Here is a 25,244-nt window from a genome sequence, read left to right as displayed (position 1 = left end):
TTCTCCTTCAATAACAGCCGTTTGCCGGCCGCAAAGGAGAAACGGCGTGAAGTCGCATTTATTCCAAAATATTTAAAATATTTCAGTAGTTTATCGATGTTTTCTCACAGGCGAGCGCCGTCGCCGGTTTCGTATCCCGGTGACGGTGTCAGATGCATTTTCCTGATGGCGTTATCGCTGGGCGCGCGCGAACTTTCTATACCAGCCATCCGAAGCGAGCGTCTTGCGGAAGATCGTCTTTCGAACCACCTCTTCCTGCCCGCTTTCGGCGCGGATCTCGGCCGACAGATCAGACGTTTCGCGGCGGAAGGGGATGATCTGCACGATCGGGGTGCCACGTTCCAGCACATGCAGGCCGTCCTCCCCCGTGGCGAAGAAGGGAAAATGAATTTCGGACTGGTAGCTATCCGTATCGACAATACCGGCGACGATCTCGAATACTCCGTTCGGCCGATTGAGCGGCGGCACGAAAAGGCAACTCCAGCCGGGTGGCGTGCGGATGGTCCAATAGTTGTGAAACTTGCAGGGCGGTAGCGGCTCGCGGGGATTTCCGGCGACCTGATGGCTCGCGTGATTGCTGACCATGGTGCGATCGAAATCCCAGCCGCATTTCACCGTACTGCCGCTATCGGCGATTTCCATCCGCACCGTTGCGGCAAGACCGATCACCCAGCCGGCAGTCATGGCGTCCAGAAACGGCATGCAGCGCTTTACGGTGAGCCCACTGTCATTGGGCGAGACGTGATCTTCGCTGACGGGTGGCAGCTTGCGGAACCAGGTGGGCAGGGCAGTTTTTGCCTGCACGGGCGCAGGGATCACGCCCTCGTCCTCCTTGCGGCAGAGGAAGGTTATCATCGGCTGCGGCTTTTTCAGCAGAGAGAGCTTCATCGCGGTCTCCTCACATGTTCAATGATGAGGGAAACGGCAGGGAGTTGAGATTATTCCCGTGGATATGTAAATTTTCAGCGAAGGGCAGCGAGCGCCGCCCGCTCTTCCTCAGGGGTGAGCGGGGCGCCTGCGTGGATGGAAGAAAGATAGGCGTCGATCGTTTCCTGGGCGGAAGCCGTGGTATAGCCCTCCGCATGCGGAGCAGACAATGCCAGCCGGGTTACCCACGTACCGGCTTCGCGGCATGCAATCGAGACCGTACTTACGCCGTGACGCACGCGTTCGTATTCTCGGCAGAGATCACCATGCTCGTCCCGGAAACTGGCAACCACACGCAGCGTTTCATTTGAGCCGCTGAGCGTCACGTCATTCCCCGAAGTTTCACGGTCGAGCGCAGCGGCAAGTGCAGCATCGGTGCCCGCTCCTGTGACGCCGATTTCTCGCCCGAGCATGAACCCCCCAAAACCTGCAATGACAGCCACCAGCGATGCGGCGATCGGAATGAGCCAGGGACGATGAATGGGCCGCGACGGCGCCGTTTGTTTCTGGCGGAATGCGATGACCTTCCTCTCCAGCCCGTCTTCAACCGGCCCGGCCTTTTCAGCCATGCGCCTGACGGAGGTTAGAAGCGCTTCGGGAACCGGTTCATGAATCAGCGGCTTCAGCGCAGAGGCGACTGTGGCCCGGCTGTCGAGAAAGACAGCAAGGCGGGCAGCGAGGGCTTCATCGGTTTCGAGAGCGGCTTCAAGCCGGGCGGTGGTCTCATCGCCTAGCTCGCCATCGGCATAAGCCATCAATGTCTCGTCGTCGAATTCCGGTTGTTTCATGCTACGCCGCCTTTCATGCCTGACGAACGTTTTCCTTCGATGCTTATTCCCATCAGATCGGCGAGATTCTTGCGGGCTCGCGCAAGGCGACTCATCACCGTACCGATCGGAATTGACAGGACCTCGGCGGTATCGCGATAGCTCAACTCCTCGACGCATACGAGGACCAGAACTTCCCGTTGTTCTTCCGGAAGCTTTTGAAGCGCTTCGGTGACCTCCAGAAGAGCCATGCGGGCATCCGAGGCTGCTTCGCCGGAAGGAGTGGAGACCTCACTCGCCTGGTCGAGATCCTCCTGCGGTCCGGCCGTCTTGGCGCGCCGCAGGTGGTCGATCCAGAGGTTCCGGAGAATTCTGAACAGCCACGCGTCGAAGCGGGTGCCCGCCACGAAAGTGTCCGCCGCGGCAATCGCGCGCTCGCAGGTGGATTGCACCAGATCGTCGGCAAGCTCACGCGAATGGCAGAGCGAAATCGCGAACCGCCGAAGATTCGGCAGAAAGGCGACCAGCCGTTCGGGCACGGTGAGCATATCGTTCGTCATCGGAAATCTTTGGCACGGCGCGGAATATTCTGTCGAGTCATCCGTCTACTCGCAGTAGCATGGAACGCGTTAGCGCCGCATGAATCGACATGATCTCAATCGGAGATGGTGAAATGACCTGTTCGCTTGCAAGCTTTGCCAGCCGGTTGGCCGCACTCCTCTGCCTCATTCTTGCAGGGGAACTGGCGCTGCCTGCTGCCCAACACATCGGCTTTTCCGGCGCCTCCGCCGCCTATGCGGATGACGATGACGATGATGGGGGAGACGATGATGACGGCGGAGACGGCGACCGGTACTACCGCGATGATGACGATGATAGGCGCAGGGACATCCGCTCGCTATGGCGTGCACCTAGGCGTGAATCACGGCCGGCCCCGGTCCGGCGCCGGGTCGTCGTTCCCGATCGAGCCCCGAACGAAATCGCTGCGCTCGGACTGGACGAAGCGTCGATCGCCAGCCTGGTGCAGACCGGCTTTGCGGTGGACGATCGCCAGCAGATTGCGCTTGTCGGGAGCGAACTTGTGCGGCTGACAATCCCACAGGGCATGACGCTCGATGCTGCTCGTCAGATGGTCGCGACGCAGGCTCCTTCAGCGTCGGTGGATTTCAACCATTACTACAGGCCCGAACAGGATGGCTCATCGGCTTGCGGCAAGAGTGGCTGCGCGTTGGTGCGGTACATGGTTGGGTGGCCGGTCGAACCAGGCAAAAGCCATACTTGCGTCGCCCCGCAGCCGATCGGCCTCGTCGATACGGCCATCAACGCGGATCATGCCGCTTTCGACAGCGCCCGCATAGAGGTGATCCGTCTCGGTAAAGAGAGCTTGCCCCGATCGGGCGAGCAGCATGGCACGGCGGTCGCCGCACTTCTCGTCGGCTCGCCCGAAGGCCGAACCCCCGGATTGCTTCCCTCATCCGAACTCATCGCTGTTGATGCCTTTCACCGCTTCGGCAATACGACCGATATCGCCAGCGCATATGATCTCGTGCGAGCGCTGGATCTTCTTGCTCGGCGTGGGGTGAGGGTGGTCAATCTGAGCCTTACGGGCCCGCCGAACCTGCTGCTCGAGCAAGCGGTCCGTACCTCGGTCGGGCAGGGTGCCATCCTGATCGCTGCCGCCGGCAATGATGGCCCCAATGCAAAACCGGTTTATCCTGCAGCCTATGAAGATGTGATTGCTGTCACCGCGGTGGATCGCGCGCGAAACCCCTATCGCCGCGCGGTGCGCGGGCCGCATATCGATATCGCCGCTCCAGGCGTCGGTGTCTGGACAGCGGCTTCGATCTCCGGTGCGCGGCAAAAGAGCGGCACATCATTTGCCGCTCCATTCGTTACCGCGGCTGCTGCGGTCCTGCGGGCCACCCGCCCGGAACTCACCTCGCGGGAGATCGAGACGGAATTGATGCGAAGCGCTGCGGACATGGGAGCGCCAGGCAAGGATGTGATTTATGGATGGGGACTTCTGAGCGCTGCTACTCTGTGCGCGAGATAGCCAAAGCTCGTCTCGACCGGCCGCACGTCGATAATATTGTCTCGGAATTAGGAGGAAACGCGTCTAGATCGTGACCGCGTTGACGAGCAGCCATACCGGAAAGCCCGCAACCATGATTGCGGCCACCCAGGCCATGAGCATCTTGATAAGGTAAGCGTCCCACTCGAAAAACACGGCTCGTCCCCTCGCACGCACTGTCCGCCAATCGATACATGCGGCCTGCGGAGAGTCGAGTGCATACATGCAACATCGCCAGAATTAAAAGTCAGATCTCCGGCGGTTGCTGTCGCCATCGGCTGGAACAACATTGCTGGCTCCCTGTTCGTCTTTCAGTTCCATTGGAAGGAGAACTACATGAAAAAGATCGTTGTCATGGCCGCCATGCTGGCGGCAACATCAGCTCTTGCGCAATCCGCGGCGGAAAAATCCGGCGTGAACACGCTGATGGGCGTGGCTCCCAAGACCGAGGATTTCGTGAAGGAGGCGGCATCGAGCGATATGTTCGAAATTGAATCGAGCAAACTCGCGGCCGAACGTAGTGATGCCGCGACGAAAACTTTCGCGCAGCAGATGATCCAGGATCATCAGAAGACGACGGCCGAGCTCAAGCAATTGGTTGACGGCGAAAAGGTGAATGCGGCCCTACCGACAGCCATGACGACGGCTCACCAGGAATTGCTCGACAAGTTGAACAGTCTGCAGGGCGACGAGTTTACCCAGCAATATCGATCGGACCAGGTCGAGGCGCATGAGGAAGCTGTGGACTTGTTCAAGCGCTACGGCGAAGAAGGTGAAAACGCGGAGCTCAAGTCCTGGGCCGCCAGCAAGGTCTCGGCACTGGAGCACCATCTTCAAATGGCGAAAGAGCTCAATGAATAGCTCGAAAGATATTCGGCAAGCGAAGCCGGGAGAATGACCGGGGCTTTCGCCCCGGTCTTTCAGCTCTTATTTCTTTGCAGCCTGGGCCGCATACATGTAGCTGTCGTAGCTATATTCGGCGACACGGAACCATTCGAAGGATTCATCGCGGAACTTTTTCCAGCCAGGATAGATCTTCGCCCAAGCCGGGTGCTTCTCGGCATATTCGCCGTAGAGTTCGAATGCTGCCTTGTAGGCGGCATCCATCACGTCGCGGGGTAGAGGACGCAACTTCACGCCCTTGCCCACAAGCGATCGGATCGCCGTCGTGTTCTTGACGTCGTAGAGCGCCTGCATGTTGACGTTGGCCGCCTTGCAGGCCGTGTCGAGAGCCGCCTTGTAGGCTTCCGGCAGGCTTTCATACTGCGCCTTGTTGATGAAGAAGTGGATCGTCAACCCGCCTTCCCAATATGCCGGATAGTAGTAGTTCGGGGCGATCTGATAGAAGCCGAGCTTCTCATCGTCATAGGGTCCGATCCATTCGGCCGCATCTATCGTCCCACGCTCCAGCGCCGGGTAGATGTCGCCGCCCGGTAGCTGCTGCGGGACGACGCCGAGGCGCGACATCACCTCGCCGGCGACACCGGCAATACGCATCTTAACGCCCTGGAGGTCGGCCGCGCTCTTGATCTCCTTGCGGAACCAGCCGCCCATCTGAGCGCCCGTGGCACCGCCCGGAATGCCGACGACGCCATAGTCGGCCAGGAACTCGTTATAGGCTTCGTTGCCGCCCCCATGATAGAGCCAGGCGTTCTGCTGACGTCCGTTGAGACCGAAGGGGATTGTGGAGCCGATCGCGAACGTCGGATCCTTTCCGGTGAAATAGTAGCCGCAGGTGTGAGCCAGTTCGACGGTGTTGGCCTTCACTGCATCGATCGCCTGAGCACCGGGAACCAGTTCGCCGGCCTGGAAGACCTGGATCTGGAACTTGCCCTCGGTGATTTTGGAAAGCGCCTCGGCCATGACGACGGCGCCGCCGTAGATCGTGTCGAGGTTGTTGGGAAAGCCGGATGTCAGGCGCCAGCGGAGCGTGGGAAGCTCCTGGGCGATGGCCGGGGCGGCAAGCGAGGCGCCGGCCGCCGTGGCGGCGCCTGCAAGCGCGCCCTTCGTCAGGAAGCCGCGACGGCTTAATGTATCGGTCATGTCTGTCCTCCTCATTTGGGTTGGATCACGGTCAAGTGCCTTGGCCGGATAATGGCCACGCCCGTGATGTCGGGCGCGGATTTGTCGATCAGGGGCTGTTTGCGCCCGACTGGGGTGCTCCGAAACTCGGGGTGGGAGAACCGAAATCCGGTGTGGGCGAGCCGAATGCCGGCGGCGGTATCTCGCCTTCCGAGGGTTCGGCGCCGAAAGGCGGTGCGGGCGTGCCGAACGGGTTGCCTCCGTCTTCGCCCGGCATCGGCACATTGAGCTCGATGGTGGCCGGATCGACGGCAGTTTGACCGGACTTATAGTGCGTCACCAGCTGCGGGAAGGTGATCACCAGGGCCACCATGACGAGCTGTATGGCCAGATAGGGGAGGGCTCCCATGTAGATCTGCCCGGAAGTGACCGGCTGGATGGTCTGGCCGGTCACCCTGTCCTTATAGGCCCGGTTGGGAGCGACAGAGCGCAGGTAGAACAGCGAGAAGCCGAACGGCGGGGGCATGAACGAGGGCTGCATGTTGATCGCCAGCATCACGCCGAACCAGATGAGGGCGATCCCAAGGCTGTCCGCGACCGGGGCCAGTAGCGGAATGATGATGAAGGCGAGCTCGAAATAATCCAGGAAGAAGGCCAGGAAGAAGACGAGCAGGTTGGCGACGATCAGAAAGCCGACTTCGCCGCCGGGGATGGACGTCATCAGGTGCTCTACCCAGATATGGCCGTTCACGCCGTAAAAGGTGAGTGAGAAAACGCGAGCGCCGAGAAGGATGAAGATGACGAAGGAGGAAAGCTTCACGGTCGCGTAGAGCGCCGACTTGATCATGGCAATGGTTAGCCGGCGATTGATCGCAGCAAGCGCCAGCGCGCCGACGGCCCCCATAGCGCCGCCTTCCGTCGGTGTTGCCAGACCGATGAAAATCGTGCCGAGCACCAGGAAGATCAGCACCAGCGGCGGCACGAGGGAAATGATCACGCGCTGAAAGAGCTTCCAGCCCTTGAGTGTCCTCGCTTCCAGCGGAAGTGCCGGCACGCTTGCGGGCTGGATCAGAGACATCAGGATGATGTAGCCGGCATAGGCGGCGACCAGCAGAAGACCGGGAACGAGCGCGCCCTTGTACATGTCGCCGACCGAGCGGCCGAGCTGGTCGGCGAGGATGATCAGGACGAGGCTGGGTGGGATGATCTGCGCGAGCGTTCCGGAAGCGGCGATGGTGCCTGAAGCGACTTTCCGGTCATAGCCGTAGCGGAGCATGATGGGCAGCGAGATCAAACCCATGGAGATGACGGAGGCTGCGACCACGCCCGTCGTTGCGGCAAGAATGGCGCCGACGAAGATGACGGCGAAGGCGAGACCACCTCGAACCGGCCCGAAAAGCTGCCCGATCGTGTCGAGTAGATCCTCGGCCATCCCGCTTCTCTCCAGGATCAGACCCATGAAGGTGAAGAAGGGGATAGCAAGCAGGGTCTCGTTCGACATCTGCCCGAATATCCGGTCCGGGATCGCGCCGAACAGATTGGCCGGCAGGAGGCCCATTTCGATGCCGACGAACCCGAAGACAAAACCCACGAAGGCAAGGGCAAAGGCGACCGGATAGCCGATGAGCAGCACCACGATCAGCGACAGGAACATGATCGGTGCGAGATTTTCCGCGAAGAAAGCAAACATCTATGGAATTCCCTCAAAGGGCCTTGGCTTCGGCATCGGCGAGCGCCACCGAGTCCGGCAGATCGCCCCGCAGGATCGCGATGCGCTTGATGAGTTCGGAAAGGCCCTGCAAGGCGAGAAGACCGAACCCGAGCGGAATCATCGCCCAGACCGGCCAGAGGATAAGGCCCCCTGTATTGTTCGAAACTTCACCGGTCGAAAATTTCTCGATCACCGTCGGCCAGGATAGGTAGATGGTGACCAGACAAAACGGGAAGAGGAAGAAGATCGTACCGAGAATTTCAACCCAAAGCTGTGCCTTGCGTGGCAGATTGCCGTAAACGAGATCCACTCTCACATGCTCGCTGGACAGAAGCGTATAGGCGGCGGCAACCAGGAAGGCGGCGGAGAAGAGGTACCACTGCGCTTCGAGCCAGGCGTTGGAGCTGAGATTGAAAAGCTTGCGTGTGGTGGCGTTTACCGCGCTGATGATAATGGCCAGCAGCAGCAGCCAGGATACGGCCTTGCCAAAAAACGTATTGATCGCGTCGATCGCGCGCGAGAGCGATAACAGCCCTGTCATGAAATATCCTCCCCGATGGCCGCTTGGACGACCGTCGGATTGGACCTACGTGCTGCGGACTTGCCTCACAATATAGCTGCGAAGGCAAAAGGAATGCGGCTACCCACTTCTGGGTATGCCGATCACGCTTCGGCGATCAGGCCTCGCTCCAGCGCGAAACGCGTCAGTCCTGCCGTTGTCGAAATACCCAGTTTCTTCTTGATGCTCTTGCGATGGGTCTCGACCGTAAACGCCGAAATCGCCAAGACCGTCGCGATCTCCTTGTTGCTTTGCCCCGCGGCAAGGAGGATCAGGATTTCCCGCTCGCGCGAGGTGAGGGGAAGGATCGCCGCGTCCTCGGATTCCCGCCGCTGAAGGAGGGCCTCCGGAACACCGGAGGAGAAATAGGTGCCTCCCCCTGCGACAGTCTCGATCGCAGCGACGATCTCTTCGTTCGGTACGTCCTTGAGGACATAGCCCGCAGCGCCCTGGAGGACGGATGCCGAGATGTATTCCCGGCTGTCATGCATCGAGAGCATGAGGATCTTCGCATCGGGAACTTCGCGCTTGAACAGCTCGATCGCGTCTATTCCGTTCAGTTGCGGCATATTGATATCCATCAGCACGACGGTGGGGCGCGTGCGCGCCGCCAGCTCCAATCCCTGCCTGGCGAGATGCGCCGTGCCGACAACCATGATATGCGCGAAGGTCTCCAGCACGGCCTTCAGACCCTCGAGCACGAGCGGGTGGTTGTCTATGAGGAGGACCTTAATCTTTTCGCGCTCGCTCATGCGGCCTCGCGGGAGATGATTTTGCCGAGATTGGCTGATTTTGGAAGCATCGCGGTCAGGACGGTGCCTTCGCCGGTCGATTTCGCCAGCAGCACGCCGCCGAAATGGGCAAGACGCTCCTGCATGTTTCTAAGCCCAAGCCCGCCCGATCTCGAACCGTTTCGTCTGGAAGACTCGTCGAAGCCTATTCCGTCGTCCGAGATCGTCATCCTCACACGCCCTTTCGTGCTCCAGATGCTGATTTCCACCTTCGTCGCACCGGAGTGACGCTCGACATTCGTCAGCGCCTCCTGGGCGATACGATAAAGCGCCGTGTTCGCTTCCGGATTCAGCACTTCCCTCGAGGTGGATTCGATCCTCGTTTCTATACCTGTCCGTTCCGTGAACTGCTCTCCGAGCGAGGTGAGCGCGGCGGTCAGTCCCAGGTCGTCCAGCATGCGCGGTCTGAGCTGATGGGAAAGATTACGCACTTCCTTGATTGCCCCGTTCAGGGCCTCGATGCCCCGGTCGATCGCCATGCCAGCTTCCTCGCCCTTGGCGCTGACCTTCCTGCTGGCAAGGTCGAGCACGTAACGGACACCGATGAGGTTTTGGGAAATTCCGTCGTGAAGCTCCCTTGCGAGCCGCATCCGTTCCTCTTCCTGGGCGTCAACGATGCGTTGCGTCAACTGTTTCAGCTTGCCGTCGGCCATCCGGCGCTCGTGAAGGGTGATCCACAGGCCCGTGGCAAAGACGATCAGCACCGAAGGAACGGCGATCAGCATCACGATCAAGAATGTTCGGCGGATGTTGTCGCGCAGGTCGGCCTTCGCCGCCGCTGTCTGCGCGAAGACGTCGTCAAGATAGACCCCGGTGCCGATCATCCACCGCCATTTGTCCAGGCCTACGGCGAATGAAAGCTTGTCCGCCATCTCGCCGGTCGAGGGCTTTTCCCACTTGTACTGGTGGAGCCCACCGCCGGCTTCGGCCTTTTCGATGAGGTTGGCGATTACCCTGTCGCCGTCAGGATCCACGAGATTCAGCCAATTGTGTCCGGGTCGGAACGTCTGGCGGGGATGCACGACATTGTTGCCGTTATAGTCGTAGACGAAGAAATAACCGTCCTGGCCATAATCAAGGGAAGTCAGGATGCGCTGGACTTCCTCTTTGGCCGCATCGTCGTTTTCCCCAGCCGACTGATATACCTCGGCGATCGCGGAAAGTGCGAGATTCGTCAGGTTCAGAAGCTCGGTCTCCTTGGCCTTCAGCATGTTCCGCTCGAACGTGTCTATGCTCGTCTGGACGAGTGTCGCGGACTGCCATGTGATGAAGGCGGTGATCGTCAGGATAGCGATTATCAGCGGAACGATGGCCAGGGCAACGATCTGATGACGCAGGTGCACGGGCGGCTGCCTTCTGTTTCTTGGAAACTGCCCCTTCTTATCTTCGGAAATACTCTCGCGCTCAAGCGCTCCTTACGTCGCCGTCATCCGATGGCGGCCGATTGGCAGCATGATAGGTCGGCCGGAGAGAGGGTCGGCGATGATGCGGCTTTCGAGGCCGAAGACATGGCGCACGTTCTCTTCCGTCAGCACGTCTTCCGGCTTGCCGCAAACATGCAGCCGCCCTCCCGCCATCGCGACGAGGTAATCGGCGTAACGCGCGGCAAGGTTCAGGTCATGCAGAACCATCACGATCGTGGTCCCACGCGTCTGATTGAGGTCGGTGAGCAGATCAAGCACCTCGATCTGATGGCTGATGTCGAGGAATGTCGTCGGCTCGTCCAGCAGCAGAAGATCGGTCCGCTGAGCAAGCGCCATGGCGATCCAGACACGCTGGCGCTGGCCGCCGGATAGTTCATCCACGGGGCGGCTGGCCAATGCCGCGGTCTTGGTTGCCTCCAGGGCGGCCGCCACGGCTTCGTCATCGCCGCGGGTCCAGCGGGACAGCACGCCGTGATGAGGGTGACGCCCGCGGCTGACGAGATCGGCGACAATGATTCCCTCGGGCGCGATAGGGGACTGGGGCAACAGACCCAGCGTGCGCGCCAACTGCCGCGGCGGCATGCGATGGATCGACTTGCCGTCCAGCAGGACATGGCCCTGGCGCGGCGACAAGAGCCGTGACATTGCCCGTAAAAGGGTGGATTTGCCGCAGGCATTGGCGCCGACGATGGTGGTGATCCGGCCGGGCGGCACCTCCAGGTCCAGCCCCTCGAGGATAACCGTGTCGCCATATCCGGCCGAAAGCTGGCTGGCGGTCAGGGTATGGGCGGTCATAGGGAACCTCCGCTTCGGTTGACGCGAATGATGAGGTAGATCAGGTAAGGCGCTCCCAATGCGCCGGTGACGACGCCCACGGGGTAGCGGCTGGGCAGCAGGAACTGGCCGACATAATCTCCGAGCAGCACCAGCAGGGCCCCGACCAAAGCAGAGGGGATCAGCAAAGATCCGTTTCCGCCGATGATGCGGGCGGCGATCGATCCGGAAAGGAAAGCCACGAAGGAGATCGGGCCGGTCACGGCCGTCGCGACCGCGATCATGCCGACCGCAGTGACCATCACGACAATACGGGTGAGGGCGACGTTGGTGCCCAGCGCTGCGGCGGTATCGTCCCCGAGTTTCAAAGTGTCGAGATCGCGGGCGCGGCTTAACAAAAGCCCGCCAAAGACCGCAAGCGACAACAATACCGGGACAGCCTGATCGAGCCGCGCGCCGTTGACGCTGCCGGTCAGCCAGCGCATCGCCTCCTGCAGGTTCCAGGCGGGGGCCTGGGAAAGGGTGTAGGAGATGAAGCTTTCCAAGATGGCAGCCACACCAATCCCAACAAGGATCAGCCGGGTGCCTGCGACGCCATTGCGGAAGGAGAGCGCATAAATCAGGAGCGCTACGCTCAATCCCGCGATTACGGCGAAGACGGACACAGCGGAGCCGTTCAACGACAGCACAACGATGGCAAAGACCGCCGCTGCGCTGGCGCCGAGATTGATGCCGATGATATCCGGGCTGGCAAGCGGGTTGCGCAGCATGATCTGGAATGCAGCTCCCCCGAGCCCGAAACTGAGCCCTGCCAACAGCGACAGGACCGCGCGGGGTAGGCGTAGTTGCCGGACGGTGAAGGCGGCGCCCGGTACGTCCTCACCCAGCAGCACACGCATGACGTCGCCGGGCGGCGTATAGTTCTGGCCGATCACCAGCGTCAGCGCGAAGATTGCTGCAAGCAGGATCAGCAGAAGCGCGATCACCAGACGGCGCCTATGCGCGCGGCTGCGGCGGCCATGGATGACGATATCGACGGGTAGAGACTGTATCATCAAAGGTCACGAACCCGCTGGCGTCTGACGATCCAGATGAAGAACGGTGCGCCGACAAAGGCGGTGACTATGCCAACCTCAAGTTCGTTCGGACGGGCGATGATGCGGCCGACGATATCGGAGGCGAGCAGCAGGCAAGCGCCGGCCAATGCGGAGAACGGCAATAGCCAGCGATGATCGACCCCGACAAGCAGGCGGCAGAGATGCGGCACGATCAGCCCGACGAAACCGATCGGCCCGCAAACCGCGGTGGTCGCGCCGCATAGAAGGATCGCACTGAGTGCTGCCATTGCGCGCGCCAACTCGACACGCTCCCCTAACCCGGCTGCGAGTTCGTCGCCCAGTGCAAGCGTGTTCAGCTTTTGCGCCGACATCAACGCAAGCAGGAAGCCCGCCGCGAGGAAAGGTGATACATGCGAGACGGCATTGAAGGTCGCCCCTCCGACCCCACCGATCTGCCAGGAGCGGATGCCGCCCGCGATATCGGCGCGAGGCAAAACGACGGCAAGGACAAGTGACGAGAAGGCGACAGACGTCGCCACTCCGGCCAGCGCCAGTTTCAGCGGCGTCGCGCCGCCGCGGCCGAGCGAGCCGATGGTATAGACGAAGATGGCCGAGACACCGGCTCCCAGCACCGCCGTCCAGATATAGGCGTTGGCCGAGGCGATATTGAACCAGACGACCCCGATAACGACGGCCAGCGAGGCGCCGAGATTGACGCCCAAGATCCCGGGATCGGCGAGCGGATTGCGGGTCACCCCCTGCATGATCGCTCCCGCAAGCCCGAGCGCCGCGCCGGCCAGCCCTGCAAGCAGGGTTCGCGGGATGCGCGCGGCCACCGCCGCTTGATCGATGCTGTCGACCTTGCCTTCGAGCGCAGTCATGATGTCGCCCCATCCGACGGAGCGCGTGCCGACTGCGACCGACAGAGCGAGCAGGACGCCGACACTCGCGACCACCGCAAGCAGCCACAGCAGCCTGAGCCCGCTTGCCCGATAGGAAGGGGCCCGTGCCGAGGGTATGGTGCGCACCATCATTCGTTTCTTGCGGCAGCTTTGGCCAGTAGATCCACGTAACCGTTCAAAACCCATGGAATCGACAGTGGCGTCGGATTGGCCGCCGTACCCAGCGGATCGCGGCCGAGCATGACCACCGCGTCATGCTTGACGGCAGGCATCCGCGACATCAGAGGATCGGTGGCCAGCGCGGCGCGCAAATCCTGGCCTCCATAGGTCACGACTATGTCCACATCGTCGAAGGCATCGATCCGTTCGGCGCTGATCGCGCCCGAATATTGTCCCGGCTTCGATGCTTCGATCACGCTCTGCGGCGAGCCAAGTCCCAGATCCTGAAAGAATTTTACCCGCGTGTCGTTGGTCGTGTAGAAATTGACGATGCTAAGGTTGGAAGTGTCCAGATGAGTGATGAACATCGCCGACTTGCCCTTGAGTTCGGGGTGCCTGCCGACAGCTTCGGCGATTTCACCCTCGATCCGCTTGATCAACGCATCGCCCTCGGCCGCCATGCCGAGCCCGGCACTGTTGAAACGGATCATCTCGCGCCAGTCGGTCCCCCAGGCGGATGAGGGATAGGCGACGACCGGAGCGATCTGGCTGAGCGTGTCGTAATCCGATTGGCTCAACCCGGAATAGGAGGCCAGGATCACATCGGGCCGGGTCGCGGCGACCGCCTCGAAATCGATGCCGTCGCCTTCATCGAAAAGCACCGGCTTTCCGGCCCCGAGTTCTGCAAGCTTTTCCGCAACCCATGGCAGAAACCCGTCGCCATCATCGTCGCCGAAGTTGGCTGCGGCGATTCCGACGGGAACGATACCGAGCGCCAGTGGCACTTCGTGGTTCGCCCAGGCGACGGTCGCTACCCGTTGAGGCTTCTTGGTGATGGTCGTCGTACCGAGCGCATGCTTGATGGTGATGGGGTAAGAGGTGGTTTCATCTGCCCATGCCCCGCCGAAGCCCGCAATTATGAGGCATATCGCGGCCAATGGCACGGGAGAACGAAAGAACCGCAGCATCGGCAAGCCCTCCATGGTTTGAAGTGGACTTTCCGTTTCAGGTTTATCATGCAACGTCAACTCCGATGCCCGCGCATCACCTAAAGCGCGGCGAAGTTTCCGTAGATTTGTACAAAAACGGGGAAATCTACAATACTGGACAAATCGTCTCAAGTTAGTGGAGAGGCGAGGGGCATGAAATCCATCTGACGGGACCGGCAGTCCAAGGGAGATCTCGGACGTATCGGGCCCGCAGATGCGCGCGGTGATGCTTCCCGGCAAGCCTTTAGACAATGCCGGTGCTCATCATTGCCGAGTGCCTGCGACAGCAACATCAGTTTGGAATTGATCTATGGACATCGAAAAAGCAGGCGGCAAGAACAGGCAGACACTGGCGGGTTGCCGGAGAGCGGTACTTCTCGGCTGCACGGCGCTCGTCGCCTTCGCGCCGGTTTCCTTGCGGGCTCAGGAGGCCGAAGATACGGGTGCCGGCACCGTCCTCGAGACGATTACCGTTGAAGGTGCCGCTCGCGACGACGATGCGAATTCGATTGTCGCGACGCGCAGCACAGGCGCCGGCAAAATGCCCACGGACATCCTTGAAACGCCTGCATCCGTCTCGGTCATCACTTCCAAGGAAATCGAGGAGCGTGGCGCCACCAGCATCGAGCAGGTCGTGCAATATACCGCCGGCGTGGTGACCGACTTCTACGGTTCGGATGATCGTTATGACTATTTCGACATCCGCGGCTTCACCCCTTACACATATCGCGACGGCCTGGCCATCGGCAGGACTTTCGGTGGAGTTCGCGAAGAGCCTTACGCCTATGAGCGCATCGAGGTGCTGAAGGGCACCAGTTCCGCAGGCTTCGGGGCGTCCGAACCCGGCGGCTCGGTGAACTATGTTACAAAGCTGCCAAAGAGCGAACGCTTCGGCGAAGCCTACGTCACCGGCGGCTCCTTCAATCACAAGGAAGTCGGCCTGGATTTCGGTGACAACATCACCGCAGACGACACCCTGTCCTATCGCCTGACCGGCAAGCTTCAGGGCGCGGACGCCGAATACGACTATTCGCGGGATGACGAGAAGTTCATCATGGGCGGCCTGACATGGCGCCCCACCGATGTGACCAGCCTTTCATTCGTCTTCGATCATCTGAACAAGGATGGCGTTCCCGGCAGCGGTGGCCACCCGCTCGGCACGGACTTTGACAGGGATCGCTTCTTCGGAGAGCCGGACTATTATTTCAGAACAACAAACCGCAATTCGTACAGCCTCATGTTCGACCATGATTTCGGCAATGGGTTGAGCTTCGGTTCCAACGCCCGCTACAGCAGGTCACGCGATGCGTTCGGCGGCGCCTATCTCTCCACGACGCGGACCGATGGTTCTAACCTGGCCGACCGTTATTATTTCGGCAGCGACAAGTCGACCGAGCAGTTCATCATCGATGCGAATCTGATTTACGAAACGAGCATCGACAATGTCGACAGCCGCACGCTTGCCGGTATCGAATACAACAATTTCAATTCGCAAAATTACGGCCTTTATATTCCTGGCGCTCCTGCCATCAACTGGGAGAACCCGATTTATTCGGGAGGCCCCATCTCGACGGCGCCTAATTCCGGAACGAGAAACGACCAGAAGACCAAGGCAATCTATCTGCAGCAGGATCTGACCTTCTCCGACAGGCTGACCGCAAGCGTCGGCCTGCGCAATGACTGGCTTGATCTGAGCGAAACGGACCTGTTCTCGGGCGCCACGCAGGCGAATGACCACAGCGAGTTCACCAAGCGGTTCGGTTTGAGCTACAAGATCACCGAGGAACTGGCGGCCTATGCAAGCTATGCCGAATCCGCGGCACCTCCTGGTATCGGGAGCGATCCCACGACCGGCAAGCAGTATGAAGCCGGCATTAAGTATCGGCCGGATGCATTCCCTGCTTTGTTCACCGCTTCCGTCTACGACCTGACGAAGGGGAACATTACCGTCTATGACAGCGTCTCGTATCTGCCGACATCGGTCGAAAAAGTCCGGCATCGCGGCATCGAGCTTGAGGCCAAGGCCGAGCTGTCGGACAATATCAGCCTGATCGCAGCCTATAGCTATATCGATTCCAAGATCGAAGAGCCGGGCGGAGCAAACGATGGCAACCGTCTCATGCGCGTTCCCAAGCAGTTGGCTTCGGTATGGGGCACCTATACGCTGCCAGGCAACGGCATGCGCGGGGACATGACCTTCGGGATCGGGGCTCGTTACACGGATTCCTATTATATGAACATCGGCAACACGACATCTTCGGACAGCGCCGTCGTTTTCGATGCTGCCTTCACCTACAAGATTCAGGAGAACACGACGTTCCAATTGAACGTCAGCAACCTGTTCAACGAGAAGCATGTCGCCAGTCAGGATAGCGGCGGGATCTACTATAATCCCGGTCGCGCGATTTACGCGACGCTGCGCCAGACTTGGTGAGACAATTATTCCGCCCGCAGCATCTGCGGGCGGAATAATCCTTCGTTGTCAGAGAATCCGCTGTAGACGGCGCCAGGCGGCGGGCGTTTCTCCCGCGATCTGCCGGAAGGCCTTCGTCAGGTGGGCCTGATCGGAGAACCCGAGCTGGGCCGCGATGTCGGCCACGGTAAGATCGCTTTCCGACAGCAGCTTTTGGGCAAGCTCGATACGCCTTCCGAGCTGCCATTGCAGCGGCGTCTTGCCTGTCGTCTGCTTGAAGACATTGGCAAACCAGCTTTCCGACAAGCCGACGGTCCCGGCCATTTCGGCGACAGTGAGGCGGCAATCGGGGCGGTCGTTGACGCGCGAGATGAGTTTCTTCATCTGCGCCTGTGTCAGCCTGCCATTCGCCGGCTCTGCGCCATGTTCCGGGATATCGAGAAGGCCGGCAACGATGCTGCCCACAAGGCTTTCGGCAAATACCGGATGTTTGGAGGGGTTTGAAACTTCATCGACCACCAGGCTCGCAAGCGTCTCGATGGCCGGAACATCCTGGATTTCCACTGGACGGCGCAAGGCTGCAAGCGCGGCTGATGTTCCCACCGAAGGTGATAGAAACCTTAAGAGCCGGTCCTTGTGCAAATGCAGGTCGAGATGCGAGAAACGATGCGAGGACGTGAAATTCGTCCACAGGGGAACGCCAGCGGGCACGTAGAGCGCGCGGGTCATCGGCCGGTCATGTTCACCGAAACCTCCCTCCCGGTTGGACATCCGGATATGAGGCGACACGTCGTTGAAGAAAATCACGATCCGCGGGTCAGGTGACAGGTAGTAGGCCTTTGCCCCGGATTGACCTTCTGCATCCCAGAAAACGCTCATGACACCGTCGAGGCCGCGCCATTTAACCGGAGCGATCGGCCGAATGCCTTCCGTATAGCAGGTCATGGAGTGCCGGTAGTTCACGGTCGCAATCCGTCCGTGCCTAAGGTGGCGGAGGGTATCGATACCGGTAAAACATTGCGATGGAACATGTGGTCAGTTCCCTCAACGGCATTTAGGAGATCATGGCCGTGCATTCGGCCTGCCAGCCATTAAACTTGAGACTGAGTAGCATGTTTGTTTTTTATGGCAAGGCAATTTGCGACCGTGCCGATCCGAATGCCACCAAGGCCCCCATCAGCCCTCGGCGTTCCCTCCCGCAGAGGTGGGAAGAGTGACGTAGCTAAGGACGAATTGCTTTATGTGATCCAGCCGTTCCAATCGGGCCTCTTCGCTAAGAAGATTTCTCCCGAAGATTGCCGAGAGCGTGTAGTTGTTCGAGAGATAGAAGTACGATAACGCCGCGATAGAGATGTATAGCTGGATCGGGTCGATATTCTTCTTGAATGTGCCTTCTTCCTCTCCGCGCTTGAGAATAGACCCCAACATCGAGACAAGGGGGGAGTTGAGGTTCCGGATGTTTGGCAGCGTCTGTATGTGCCGTGCCCGATGCAAGTTCTCGCTGTTGAGAAAGGTGATGAATTCCGGGTTCTTGACGTAGTAATTCCAGGTGAATTCGGCCAGACGGCATACTGCTTCCGAAGGATCAAGTTCTGTCAAATGGAGTTCGGATTCCGCCTTGCGGATCTTTGCATAGGCGTCGGCGAGGACCTCCGTATACAACCGTTCTTTGTTGTCGAAGTAATAGAAGATCAATTTCTTGTCGATGTTCGCCCGCTCGGCAATTCGCGCCATGCGTGCGCCGCCGAGCCCGTGCTCGGCAAACTCAAGCCCGGCCACTTCGAGAATTAGTCTCTTCGATCGATCGGCATCGCGGAATTTCGTGAAGGCGTCCGCCTGCATTGCGTCCTCTGAACCGGATGCGTTCAATTTACCTCGCGCCATTGGGCGTCAGCCTTTCACTAAAATAGAGCCGGTCACGGGATTTTCGTCGGAGCGCTCGATTCCGACCGCAGGCCGCGTCCTCAAATAACTTTCCCAAATCCACTATAGTCCAGACATTGAGGACGACCAGTGAGCAAGTTGTGCGTTCGCGTCGCTCCCGCACGAGCCCTGTTTCGCAGATCAGAATTGCGAAGCAAAGGAAGGCTTGGAGAGCGCGTGGATGTTCCGGTTCCCGATCGTCCAGATCTGGTCCTGCGACATTCCTGCCGTGTCGAATGATCGAAGGGTCTCTCGGACGAGATACGAGCCGCCCTCGGCGTCGAACGGGAAATCGGTGGCGAAGACCACATGATCGAGGCCGAAGAAGTCGATGCCGCACCGAAGCGCGCCGGCCGCTCCCGACAGGGAGGTGTCGCCATAGAATGCCTTGAAATACTTCGATATGGGGTGCTTCAGGTCGTTTGGGAGCAGGTGCGCATCGGAAGGGGGCGTTCGTGCTCCCATCTCAAGGCCTAGACCTTGCTCGATGCGTCCGGAGAAGAACGGGATCATGCCGCCCATATGATGGGTGATGATCCTGAGATGGGGATGGCGGTCGAACAGACCCGAAAGCGCGAGCCGTGACATCGCGACGGTCGATTCGTAAGGCCAACCAAAGCACCACCAGATCTCGAACTTGGACTTCTCCTCCGTGGGATAATCGGGCGTCGGCCCCTTGATCGGATGGAGCCAGATCGGCCGACCTGTGGCGGCGAGTGCGGCCCAGATGCCGGAGAACCGTTCATGATCGAGAGCGGTTCCCCTGACATGCGTAGGCAGCTGAAATCCGATCGCCCCGAGCTGGATCGCTCTTTCGATTTCAACGACCGCCGCGTTCTCGTTCGTCATCGCAATTCCTGCAACGAAGTAGGGGAAACGGTCCGGAAAGAGCTGCACCAATTTCGCCAGACCGTCGTTCATGAGCCGGGCCAGGGCTGTCGCCTCCTGGGCATCGGCGATCTCGTCGAAGGCAGGCATCGAGGGGGTCAGGACCTGCTGATAGCCTCCGAACTTGTCCATCAACCTGAACCGTTCATTGAGATCGAACAGAGGCTTCAGACTTACCCAGCGCTTGAGCGGCCCGGATGCGGACGAAACGGACTTGATCTTTTCAAAGTACTCCTCTGGGAAGATATGCGTCCATCCATCGATCAGGCTCGAAACCTCTTTCAGTCCGGGAACCAACGTCACGTCTCCTTGCGGTTTGGCAGCGCGCCGATCGGCTTCATCAATGGGAGCGGACGATCTGACGGCGGTGATGGATGTGGGCTCCGCTAGGGCTGCGACCCTCACAGCGATGAATTCAAATAATTCACCGGATGATGAATTGTCAACTTGCCAAACGCGCTGACGTCTGTAATAGAATTGGCAATTCTCCATTCGGTGAATTAAATTCTAAGGCAACTTTGAAGGACGGGCGTCCGACGAAACGGGGAGGCTAACCGTGGCTAATGACAGGAAGATCGGTATCGTAATGCACGGCGTGACGGGCCGGATGGGGATGAACCAGCATCTCATCCGTTCGGTGTTGGCGATCAGAAACCAGGGCGGGTTGGTTTTATCTGATGGCAGTCGGGTCGTGCCGGATCCGATCATCGTCGGCCGCGACGGCGCGAAGATCGAGCGTCTTGCCAAGGCTCACAATGTGGAGCGCTGGACCACCGACCTCGATAGTGCCCTGGCCGATCCCTATAACGAGATCTTCTTCGACGCTGCTTCCACCAAACTTCGTCCGACGCTTCTGCGCAAGGCCATCGACGCTGGCAAGCATGTCTACTGCGAAAAGCCTATCTCCGAGGGGCTCGAAGAAGCCATCGAGATCGCAAAATACGCGAAGGCAAGGGGTGTGAAAAACGGCATCGTCCACGACAAACTCGATCTTCCCGGGCTGGTCAAGTTGAAGCGCCTGCGCGACAGCGGTTTTTTCGGCAAGATACTCTCGGTAAAAGGAGAGTTCGGCTACTGGGTGTTCGAAGGCGACTATCTCCCGGCGCAGCGCCCGAGCTGGAACTATCGGGCGGCAGACGGCGGCGGCATGGTCTCCGACATGCTTTGCCACTGGCGCTACGTCCTCGACAACGTCATCGCTCCCGTCAGGTCGGTGAGCTGCACGACGGCAACCCACATCGATAGGCGTTGGGATGAAGCCGGGAAAGAATACAAGGCTACCGCGGACGACGCTGCCTACGCAACGTTCATGCTCGAAGGCGATATCGTCGCTCACATCAATTCGAGCTGGTGCACCCGCGTCCGTCGCGACGATCTTGTGACTTTTCAGATCGACGGCACCCACGGCTCAGCCGTCGCCGGCCTCCACAAGTGCTACAGCCAGCATCGCGTCAACACGCCGAAGCCCGTCTGGAATCCGGACGTTCCGCAGCCGCTCAACTTCTACGAATCCTGGGAGGAGGTTCCGGATAATGTGCCGCTTGATAACGGTTTTAAGGTCCAGTGGGAGCAGTTCCTCCGCCATGTTCTGGAAGGCTCTGAATGGCGCTACACGTTCGCTGAGGGCGCGAAGGGGGTCCAGCTTGCCGAAGCAGGATACAAAAGTGCTCGCGAACGGCGCTGGATCGATCTCGAAGACCTGGGGCTGTGACGATGGCTTCGGTTATCCTTCCTACAAGAGATGGTGGGCTCGAGACTTTTGAGATCGGCCCCGCCGTTGCGGCCGCCCAGGGAGGCGCATGGAACCGCACCGCCTATGCGGCTGCGCATGTGGTCGTCGATCCCTATGCCGACAATGATCCATGGCTGGATTGTGCGGTTGACTGGGATAGGACACTGGCGTTTCGCGAACATCTATGGTCCAAGGGCTTCGGTGTCGCCGAAGCCATGGACACCGCGCAGCGCGGCATGGGCATGGACTGGCCAACCTCGCTCGAACTCATCAAGCGGAGTGTCTCGCTGGCAAAGTCGGGCGGCCATCTGATTGCCTGCGGTGCCGGAACCGATCACTTAGCGCCGTCGGATGCTTCTAGCCTCGACGACGTGATTGGCGCTTATGAAAAGCAATGCGAGGCTGTCGAGGCGGCAGGTGGTCGGATCATCCTCATGGCGTCGCGCGCCCTTGCCAAGGTTGCGAAGTCTCCGGAAGACTACGGCACAGTCTACGGCCGCATACTGGGATCGCTCAAGGAGCCTGCCATCCTCCATTGGCTCGGCGAGATGTTCGACCCCGCGCTCGAAGGTTACTGGGGTGACCGCGACCACATGGCGGCCATGGACACCTGTCTCGGCGTCATCGCCGACAATGCGTCCAAAGTCGACGGTATCAAGATCTCCCTGCTCTCGGCGGAGAAGGAAGTCTCAATGCGCCGTCGGCTCCCAAAGGGCGTACGGATGTATACCGGTGACGACTTCAACTATCCGGAACTGATCGCGGGAGACGAGCAGGGCTACAGCCACGCTCTTCTCGGCATCTTCGATCCAATCGCGACCGCCGCTGCCCAGGCGCTCAGCGCGCTGAACAGGGGTGACATGGCGGCCTATAATTCGGCCTTCGATCCGACGGTTCCGCTCTCCCGGCATATCTTCAAGGCTCCCACCCGCTTCTACAAGACCGGCGTCGTGTTCATGGCATATCTGAACGGGCACCAGGATCACTTCACCATGCTCGGAGGTCAGCAGAGCACGCGATCAGCCCAGCATCTTGCCGACATCGTGCGCCTGGCAAGCAAGGCAGGCCTGTTCGATGTCCCCGATCGCGCGGCCACCCGCGCGGCTCGTGTGTTCGCAACCTATGGGATCGGGATCTGACATGCTCGCGGCACAACATCTTTCCCTCAACACCGCGACCGTCCGGTCGCAGTGGAACCTCCGCCAGGCGATCGAAGGCTGCGCCCGGCACGGCTTCGGCGGCATCTCGCCATGGCGCGACAAGCTTGACGAGCTTGGCGCAGAAACGGCGGCAAGGTTGATCCGCGATGCGGGCCTCTCCGTGTCGGGACTTTGCCGCGGAGGCTGGTACACCATCGCGAACCCGCTCGATCAGAAGGCGATCGACGACAACAAGAAGGCGATCGACGACGCGGCAACCATCGGCGCGGAGTGCTTGGTCATGGTCGTCGGCGGTATGGTCCCCGGATCAAAGGACATCGCTGGAGCCAGGCAGATCGTCGAGGAGGGGCTCGCCAGGTCGCTGGAATATGCCCGTACCTGTGGTGTCAAGATTGCCATCGAGCCTCTGCATCCAATGTATGCCGCAGACCGCGCCTGTGTGAACACCATGCGCCAGGCACTCGATATCTGCGACAGGCTCGGCCCTGGAATCGGAGTGGCCGTCGACGTCTATCACGTCTGGTGGGACCCCGAAGTCGAGGCGCAGATCGACAGGGCAGGGCCCGAGCGCCTCATGGCCTTTCACATCTGCGATTGGCTGGTACCGACCACGGATCTCCTGCTTGACCGCGGCATGATGGGCGACGGGATTATCGATATTCCGAGGCTGAGATCGCGTGTCGAAGCCAACGGCTTCAAGGGCCTCAACGAGGTGGAGATATTCTCCACGAACAACTGGTGGAAGCGAGACGCCGACGAAGTGATGCGCACGATCGTCGATAGGGCAGTCGGCTGCTGACATATGTCTGGAGGGCGATACGAGAATTGGGCGCTACGGATCAGAGAACGGGAACTGATCCCTCGCGCGGATTTCACACCGGATCATTCAAATTGAAGGCGCGACTTATTGACTTTCGACGCAAATTTTTTCATTAATTCCCTAGATGGTGAATTAGTGAATCCGCCGAATTGCTGATCCCATACGGCTTGGCCGCGGCATGCCTGGGTTAGGGGACGCGGTATCTAGAACGCCAGAAAAGACAGAGTTCACAGACCCGACTGGCCGGCACCACAGAGCTCTCTAGAGGAGGAGAATGCGTGATGCGTCGTACCCACCAAACGGAAATCCGGAGGCCACGCTGATGCGTTCGATCAACTCTCCGATCGTGAGACCGGTGCTGCTGGTCCTCTTTCTGGTCCTCGTCTGGGATCTTGCCATTCGTCTATTCGACATCCCCGCCTATCTCATTCCGGCGCCGATCGATGTCGCGGTACAGATGTATGCGCAATGGCCCATGCTGCTGGCAGAGACCATTCCCACGCTGCAGGCGACGATCGGAGGCTTTCTGCTCTCCGTGGTGATCGGTGTGCCGCTCGCAATGCTCATTGCCTATTCCAGGACGATCGAGAGCTATGTCTATCCCCTGCTCGTCTTCTCGCAGAGCATTCCGAAGGTCGCGATCGCACCCCTATTCGTTGTCTGGTTCGGCTTTGGCCTCTTCCCGAAGGTCATCGTGGCATTCCTGCTCGGCTTCTTCCCGATCGTGGTATCCACCGTGCTCGGCTTCAAGTCGCTGGAATCCGACATGATCGATTTGGCCAAGTCCATGGGCAGTACCAAGCTGAAGATGTTCTACAAGATCAGCTTGCCGAACGCGCTGCCGGCGATCTTCGCGAGCATGAAGGTCTCCATCACGCTCGCAGTCGTCGGAGCAGTCGTCGGCGAGTTCGTGGGCTCGAATTCAGGGATCGGCTACGTGCTTCAGCGGGCGAACGGCAACTTCGATCTGCCTCTGATGTTCTCCGCGCTGATCATCCTGTCGCTCATGGGCGTGCTGCTCTTCGTGATTATCGACATCGCCGAGAAGCTGATGCTGCCGTGGCACATTTCCAACCGCTTGGCCACCGCCGGCGCGCATTAGAAGAATTCATCAAGGAGGAGGAAAGTCTGATGAAAATTTCTGCCCTGTTTCTCGGCGCAGCCGTCGCCGTCGCCAGTACCTTGTCACAACCGAATCTGGCCGTTGCGCAGGAGGCCGAGAAGGTCACGTTGATGCTCAACTGGTATGTCACGGGCCTGCATTCGCCAATCATTCTCGGCAAGGAGAAAGGGTTCTTCAAGGAGGAGGGCGTCGACCTTGAGATCCAGGAAGGCCGCGGCTCCGGCCCCACAGTTCAGGCAGTCGCGGCCGGCAACGTCACCATGGGCTTCGCCGACCTGACGACTATGATGGCGCTTGCAGTCAAAGGCGCCCCGGTCATCTCCATCGGCTCGGCGCTTCAGCGCAGCCCGTTCGCCGTCATCAGCCTCAAGGAGAAAGGCATCGATACTCCGGAGAAGGTGAAGGGGCTCACGATCGCCATGACAGCCGGGGACTCTCCGTCCCAATCCTGGCCTCTTTTCCTTGAGAAGAACAATCTCAAGGCGGGTGATTTCAAGACGGTCAACGGTGATGCCAAGACCAAGGTCAACTCCGTCATTACCGGCCAGGCCGATGCCCTTCTCGGCTTCGCGACCGACCAGGGCACGCAGATCGAAGCGGCCACCGGCAAGCCGGTCACGAACATGCTGTTCGCGGACTTCGGCGTCAACAGCATCGGATCATCGTTCATCGTGAACACCGAGACCGTCGAGGAAACCCCCGAGCTCCTTAGGAAGTTCATGCGTGCGGCTACGAAGTCGTTCGAATATGCGTCCGAGCATCCACAGGAAGCCGTTGACGCAGTCCACAAGGCGTATCCGAATTCCGGCACGCCGGAGAGCCTGATGACTGGGTTACAGACCGCCATCCCGCTCTTCAAGGCCAAGGGGACTGAGAACCTGCGGCCGTTGCGCGTTACGAATGCGCAGGTCGAAGAGACCATCGCAACGATGATCGCGGTCGGTACACTCCAGGCATCAGACAAAGATGTCGGCAAGTACTACACCGATGCCTTCCTTCCGTGAGGTGTCGGCATGAGATCGCTCCGCGCA

23 protein-coding genes are annotated in these 25,244 nt (G+C 59.8%); 8 read left to right on the top strand and 15 right to left on the bottom strand.

What is annotated here, in order from left to right:
• Positions 1-171: 171 nt before the first annotated feature.
• The 3 genes from YH62_RS07240 to YH62_RS07230 form a co-directional block, all read right to left on the bottom strand.
• Positions 172-888, bottom strand: coding sequence for a DUF6065 family protein (locus YH62_RS07240; protein WP_046793484.1), 717 nt, complete (start codon positions 886-888; stop codon positions 172-174).
• 74 nt (positions 889-962) lie between these two features.
• On the bottom strand, positions 963-1,715 hold the full coding sequence (locus YH62_RS07235) for a hypothetical protein (protein WP_046793483.1): 753 nt from the start codon (positions 1,713-1,715) through the stop codon (positions 963-965).
• Positions 1,712-2,254 carry an RNA polymerase sigma factor gene (locus YH62_RS07230; protein ID WP_046793482.1) on the bottom strand — a complete coding sequence of 181 codons (543 nt, stop codon included), beginning with the start codon at positions 2,252-2,254 and terminating at the stop codon, positions 1,712-1,714. The genes YH62_RS07235 and YH62_RS07230 overlap by 4 nt, the downstream gene beginning before the upstream one ends.
• A 113-nt stretch (positions 2,255-2,367) precedes the next feature.
• Between YH62_RS07230 and YH62_RS07225 the strand changes: the two genes are divergently transcribed.
• On the top strand, positions 2,368-3,747 hold the full coding sequence (locus YH62_RS07225) for a S8 family serine peptidase (protein ID WP_046793481.1): 1,380 nt from the start codon (positions 2,368-2,370) through the stop codon (positions 3,745-3,747).
• A gap of 354 nt (positions 3,748-4,101) precedes the next feature.
• Positions 4,102-4,626 (top strand): DUF4142 domain-containing protein, encoded by a 525-nt coding sequence (locus tag YH62_RS07220; RefSeq protein WP_046793480.1) that lies wholly within the window; start codon positions 4,102-4,104, stop codon positions 4,624-4,626.
• 66 nt (positions 4,627-4,692) lie between these two features.
• Here YH62_RS07220 and YH62_RS07215 read toward each other — a convergent pair whose 3' ends face one another.
• From YH62_RS07215 to YH62_RS07175, 9 genes are all read right to left on the bottom strand, one after another.
• Complete coding sequence (locus YH62_RS07215) at positions 4,693-5,808, bottom strand: TRAP transporter substrate-binding protein (RefSeq protein WP_046793479.1); 1,116 nt, start codon at positions 5,806-5,808, stop codon at positions 4,693-4,695.
• 88 nt (positions 5,809-5,896) lie between these two features.
• A complete protein-coding gene (locus YH62_RS07210; protein ID WP_046793478.1) occupies positions 5,897-7,477 on the bottom strand; it encodes a TRAP transporter large permease subunit in 1,581 nt (526 codons plus the stop codon).
• Between the two features lie 13 nt (positions 7,478-7,490).
• On the bottom strand, positions 7,491-8,039 hold the full coding sequence (locus tag YH62_RS07205; protein WP_046793477.1) for a TRAP transporter small permease subunit: 549 nt from the start codon (positions 8,037-8,039) through the stop codon (positions 7,491-7,493).
• A gap of 122 nt (positions 8,040-8,161) precedes the next feature.
• Positions 8,162-8,809: a response regulator transcription factor gene (locus YH62_RS07200; RefSeq protein WP_046793476.1), complete on the bottom strand. Its 648-nt coding sequence runs from the start codon at positions 8,807-8,809 to the stop codon at positions 8,162-8,164.
• Positions 8,806-10,191 carry a cache domain-containing protein gene (locus tag YH62_RS07195; protein WP_046793475.1) on the bottom strand — a complete coding sequence of 462 codons (1,386 nt, stop codon included), beginning with the start codon at positions 10,189-10,191 and terminating at the stop codon, positions 8,806-8,808. The genes YH62_RS07200 and YH62_RS07195 overlap by 4 nt, the downstream gene beginning before the upstream one ends.
• A gap of 72 nt (positions 10,192-10,263) precedes the next feature.
• The gene (locus tag YH62_RS07190) at positions 10,264-11,067 is read right to left on the bottom strand and encodes an ABC transporter ATP-binding protein (RefSeq protein ID WP_046793474.1); all 804 of its coding nucleotides are present in this window, start codon (positions 11,065-11,067) and stop codon (positions 10,264-10,266) included.
• Positions 11,064-12,101 carry an iron ABC transporter permease gene (locus tag YH62_RS07185; RefSeq protein ID WP_046793473.1) on the bottom strand — a complete coding sequence of 346 codons (1,038 nt, stop codon included), beginning with the start codon at positions 12,099-12,101 and terminating at the stop codon, positions 11,064-11,066. The genes YH62_RS07190 and YH62_RS07185 overlap by 4 nt, the downstream gene beginning before the upstream one ends.
• Complete coding sequence (locus YH62_RS07180; RefSeq protein WP_137326741.1) at positions 12,101-13,138, bottom strand: iron ABC transporter permease; 1,038 nt, start codon at positions 13,136-13,138, stop codon at positions 12,101-12,103. Before YH62_RS07180 ends, YH62_RS07185 begins: the two co-directional genes overlap by 1 nt.
• Positions 13,135-14,133 carry an iron-siderophore ABC transporter substrate-binding protein gene (locus tag YH62_RS07175; protein WP_046793723.1) on the bottom strand — a complete coding sequence of 333 codons (999 nt, stop codon included), beginning with the start codon at positions 14,131-14,133 and terminating at the stop codon, positions 13,135-13,137. Before YH62_RS07175 ends, YH62_RS07180 begins: the two co-directional genes overlap by 4 nt.
• 331 nt (positions 14,134-14,464) lie before the next feature.
• On the opposite strand from YH62_RS07175, the gene YH62_RS07170 reads away from it, so the two are divergent.
• Positions 14,465-16,588 (top strand): TonB-dependent siderophore receptor, encoded by a 2,124-nt coding sequence (locus YH62_RS07170; RefSeq protein WP_046793472.1) that lies wholly within the window; start codon positions 14,465-14,467, stop codon positions 16,586-16,588.
• Positions 16,589-16,636: 48 nt separating this feature from the next.
• Here YH62_RS07170 and YH62_RS07165 read toward each other — a convergent pair whose 3' ends face one another.
• The 3 genes from YH62_RS07165 to YH62_RS07155 form a co-directional block, all read right to left on the bottom strand.
• Complete coding sequence (locus YH62_RS07165) at positions 16,637-17,530, bottom strand: AraC family transcriptional regulator (RefSeq protein ID WP_210166217.1); 894 nt, start codon at positions 17,528-17,530, stop codon at positions 16,637-16,639.
• 213 nt (positions 17,531-17,743) lie between these two features.
• Positions 17,744-18,409 (bottom strand): TetR/AcrR family transcriptional regulator, encoded by a 666-nt coding sequence (locus tag YH62_RS07160; protein WP_046793470.1) that lies wholly within the window; start codon positions 18,407-18,409, stop codon positions 17,744-17,746.
• A gap of 222 nt (positions 18,410-18,631) precedes the next feature.
• Positions 18,632-19,681, bottom strand: coding sequence for an amidohydrolase family protein (locus tag YH62_RS07155; RefSeq protein WP_170986330.1), 1,050 nt, complete (start codon positions 19,679-19,681; stop codon positions 18,632-18,634).
• Positions 19,682-19,964: 283 nt separating this feature from the next.
• Between YH62_RS07155 and YH62_RS07150 the strand changes: the two genes are divergently transcribed.
• From YH62_RS07150 to YH62_RS07130, 5 genes are all read left to right on the top strand, one after another.
• Positions 19,965-21,089 (top strand): Gfo/Idh/MocA family oxidoreductase, encoded by a 1,125-nt coding sequence (locus YH62_RS07150; RefSeq protein ID WP_046793469.1) that lies wholly within the window; start codon positions 19,965-19,967, stop codon positions 21,087-21,089.
• A gap of 2 nt (positions 21,090-21,091) precedes the next feature.
• Positions 21,092-22,249, top strand: a complete 1,158-nt coding sequence (locus YH62_RS07145) for a dihydrodipicolinate synthase family protein (RefSeq protein ID WP_137326742.1) — start codon at positions 21,092-21,094, stop codon at positions 22,247-22,249.
• A 1-nt stretch (position 22,250) separates the two neighbouring features.
• On the top strand, positions 22,251-23,069 hold the full coding sequence (locus YH62_RS07140) for a sugar phosphate isomerase/epimerase family protein (RefSeq protein ID WP_046793467.1): 819 nt from the start codon (positions 22,251-22,253) through the stop codon (positions 23,067-23,069).
• Between the two features lie 343 nt (positions 23,070-23,412).
• Positions 23,413-24,192, top strand: coding sequence for an ABC transporter permease (locus YH62_RS07135; RefSeq protein ID WP_046793466.1), 780 nt, complete (start codon positions 23,413-23,415; stop codon positions 24,190-24,192).
• Positions 24,193-24,221: 29 nt separating this feature from the next.
• Positions 24,222-25,217, top strand: a complete 996-nt coding sequence (locus tag YH62_RS07130; protein ID WP_046793465.1) for an ABC transporter substrate-binding protein — start codon at positions 24,222-24,224, stop codon at positions 25,215-25,217.
• The last annotated feature ends 27 nt before the right edge of the window (positions 25,218-25,244 follow it).

Source organism: Rhizobium sp. LC145 (assembly GCF_001005825.1).
GTDB lineage: Bacteria > Pseudomonadota > Alphaproteobacteria > Rhizobiales > Rhizobiaceae > Neorhizobium.
The sequence above is the reverse complement of the archived record's forward strand: the minus strand, read 5'-3'. Positions and strand labels throughout refer to the sequence as shown.

Bases quoted from the DNA above. Each gene is read 5' to 3' on its own strand.
- YH62_RS07240 (WP_046793484.1), bottom strand. From the start codon at position 888: ATGAAGCTCTCTCTGCTGAAAAAGCCGCAGCCGATGATAACCTTCCTC.
- YH62_RS07235 (WP_046793483.1), bottom strand. From the start codon at position 1,715: ATGAAACAACCGGAATTCGACGACGAGACATTGATGGCTTATGCCGAT.
- YH62_RS07230 (WP_046793482.1), bottom strand. From the start codon at position 2,254: ATGACGAACGATATGCTCACCGTGCCCGAACGGCTGGTCGCCTTTCTG.
- YH62_RS07225 (WP_046793481.1), top strand. From the start codon at position 2,368: ATGACCTGTTCGCTTGCAAGCTTTGCCAGCCGGTTGGCCGCACTCCTC.
- YH62_RS07220 (WP_046793480.1), top strand. From the start codon at position 4,102: ATGAAAAAGATCGTTGTCATGGCCGCCATGCTGGCGGCAACATCAGCT.
- YH62_RS07215 (WP_046793479.1), bottom strand. From the start codon at position 5,808: ATGACCGATACATTAAGCCGTCGCGGCTTCCTGACGAAGGGCGCGCTT.
- YH62_RS07210 (WP_046793478.1), bottom strand. From the start codon at position 7,477: ATGTTTGCTTTCTTCGCGGAAAATCTCGCACCGATCATGTTCCTGTCG.
- YH62_RS07205 (WP_046793477.1), bottom strand. From the start codon at position 8,039: ATGACAGGGCTGTTATCGCTCTCGCGCGCGATCGACGCGATCAATACG.
- YH62_RS07200 (WP_046793476.1), bottom strand. From the start codon at position 8,809: ATGAGCGAGCGCGAAAAGATTAAGGTCCTCCTCATAGACAACCACCCG.
- YH62_RS07190 (WP_046793474.1), bottom strand. From the start codon at position 11,067: ATGACCGCCCATACCCTGACCGCCAGCCAGCTTTCGGCCGGATATGGC.
- YH62_RS07185 (WP_046793473.1), bottom strand. From the start codon at position 12,101: ATGATACAGTCTCTACCCGTCGATATCGTCATCCATGGCCGCCGCAGC.
- YH62_RS07180 (WP_137326741.1), bottom strand. From the start codon at position 13,138: ATGATGGTGCGCACCATACCCTCGGCACGGGCCCCTTCCTATCGGGCA.
- YH62_RS07175 (WP_046793723.1), bottom strand. From the start codon at position 14,133: ATGCTGCGGTTCTTTCGTTCTCCCGTGCCATTGGCCGCGATATGCCTC.
- YH62_RS07170 (WP_046793472.1), top strand. From the start codon at position 14,465: ATGGACATCGAAAAAGCAGGCGGCAAGAACAGGCAGACACTGGCGGGT.
- YH62_RS07160 (WP_046793470.1), bottom strand. From the start codon at position 18,409: ATGCAGGCGGACGCCTTCACGAAATTCCGCGATGCCGATCGATCGAAG.
- YH62_RS07150 (WP_046793469.1), top strand. From the start codon at position 19,965: ATGCACGGCGTGACGGGCCGGATGGGGATGAACCAGCATCTCATCCGT.
- YH62_RS07145 (WP_137326742.1), top strand. From the start codon at position 21,092: ATGGCTTCGGTTATCCTTCCTACAAGAGATGGTGGGCTCGAGACTTTT.
- YH62_RS07140 (WP_046793467.1), top strand. From the start codon at position 22,251: ATGCTCGCGGCACAACATCTTTCCCTCAACACCGCGACCGTCCGGTCG.
- YH62_RS07135 (WP_046793466.1), top strand. From the start codon at position 23,413: ATGCGTTCGATCAACTCTCCGATCGTGAGACCGGTGCTGCTGGTCCTC.
- YH62_RS07130 (WP_046793465.1), top strand. From the start codon at position 24,222: ATGAAAATTTCTGCCCTGTTTCTCGGCGCAGCCGTCGCCGTCGCCAGT.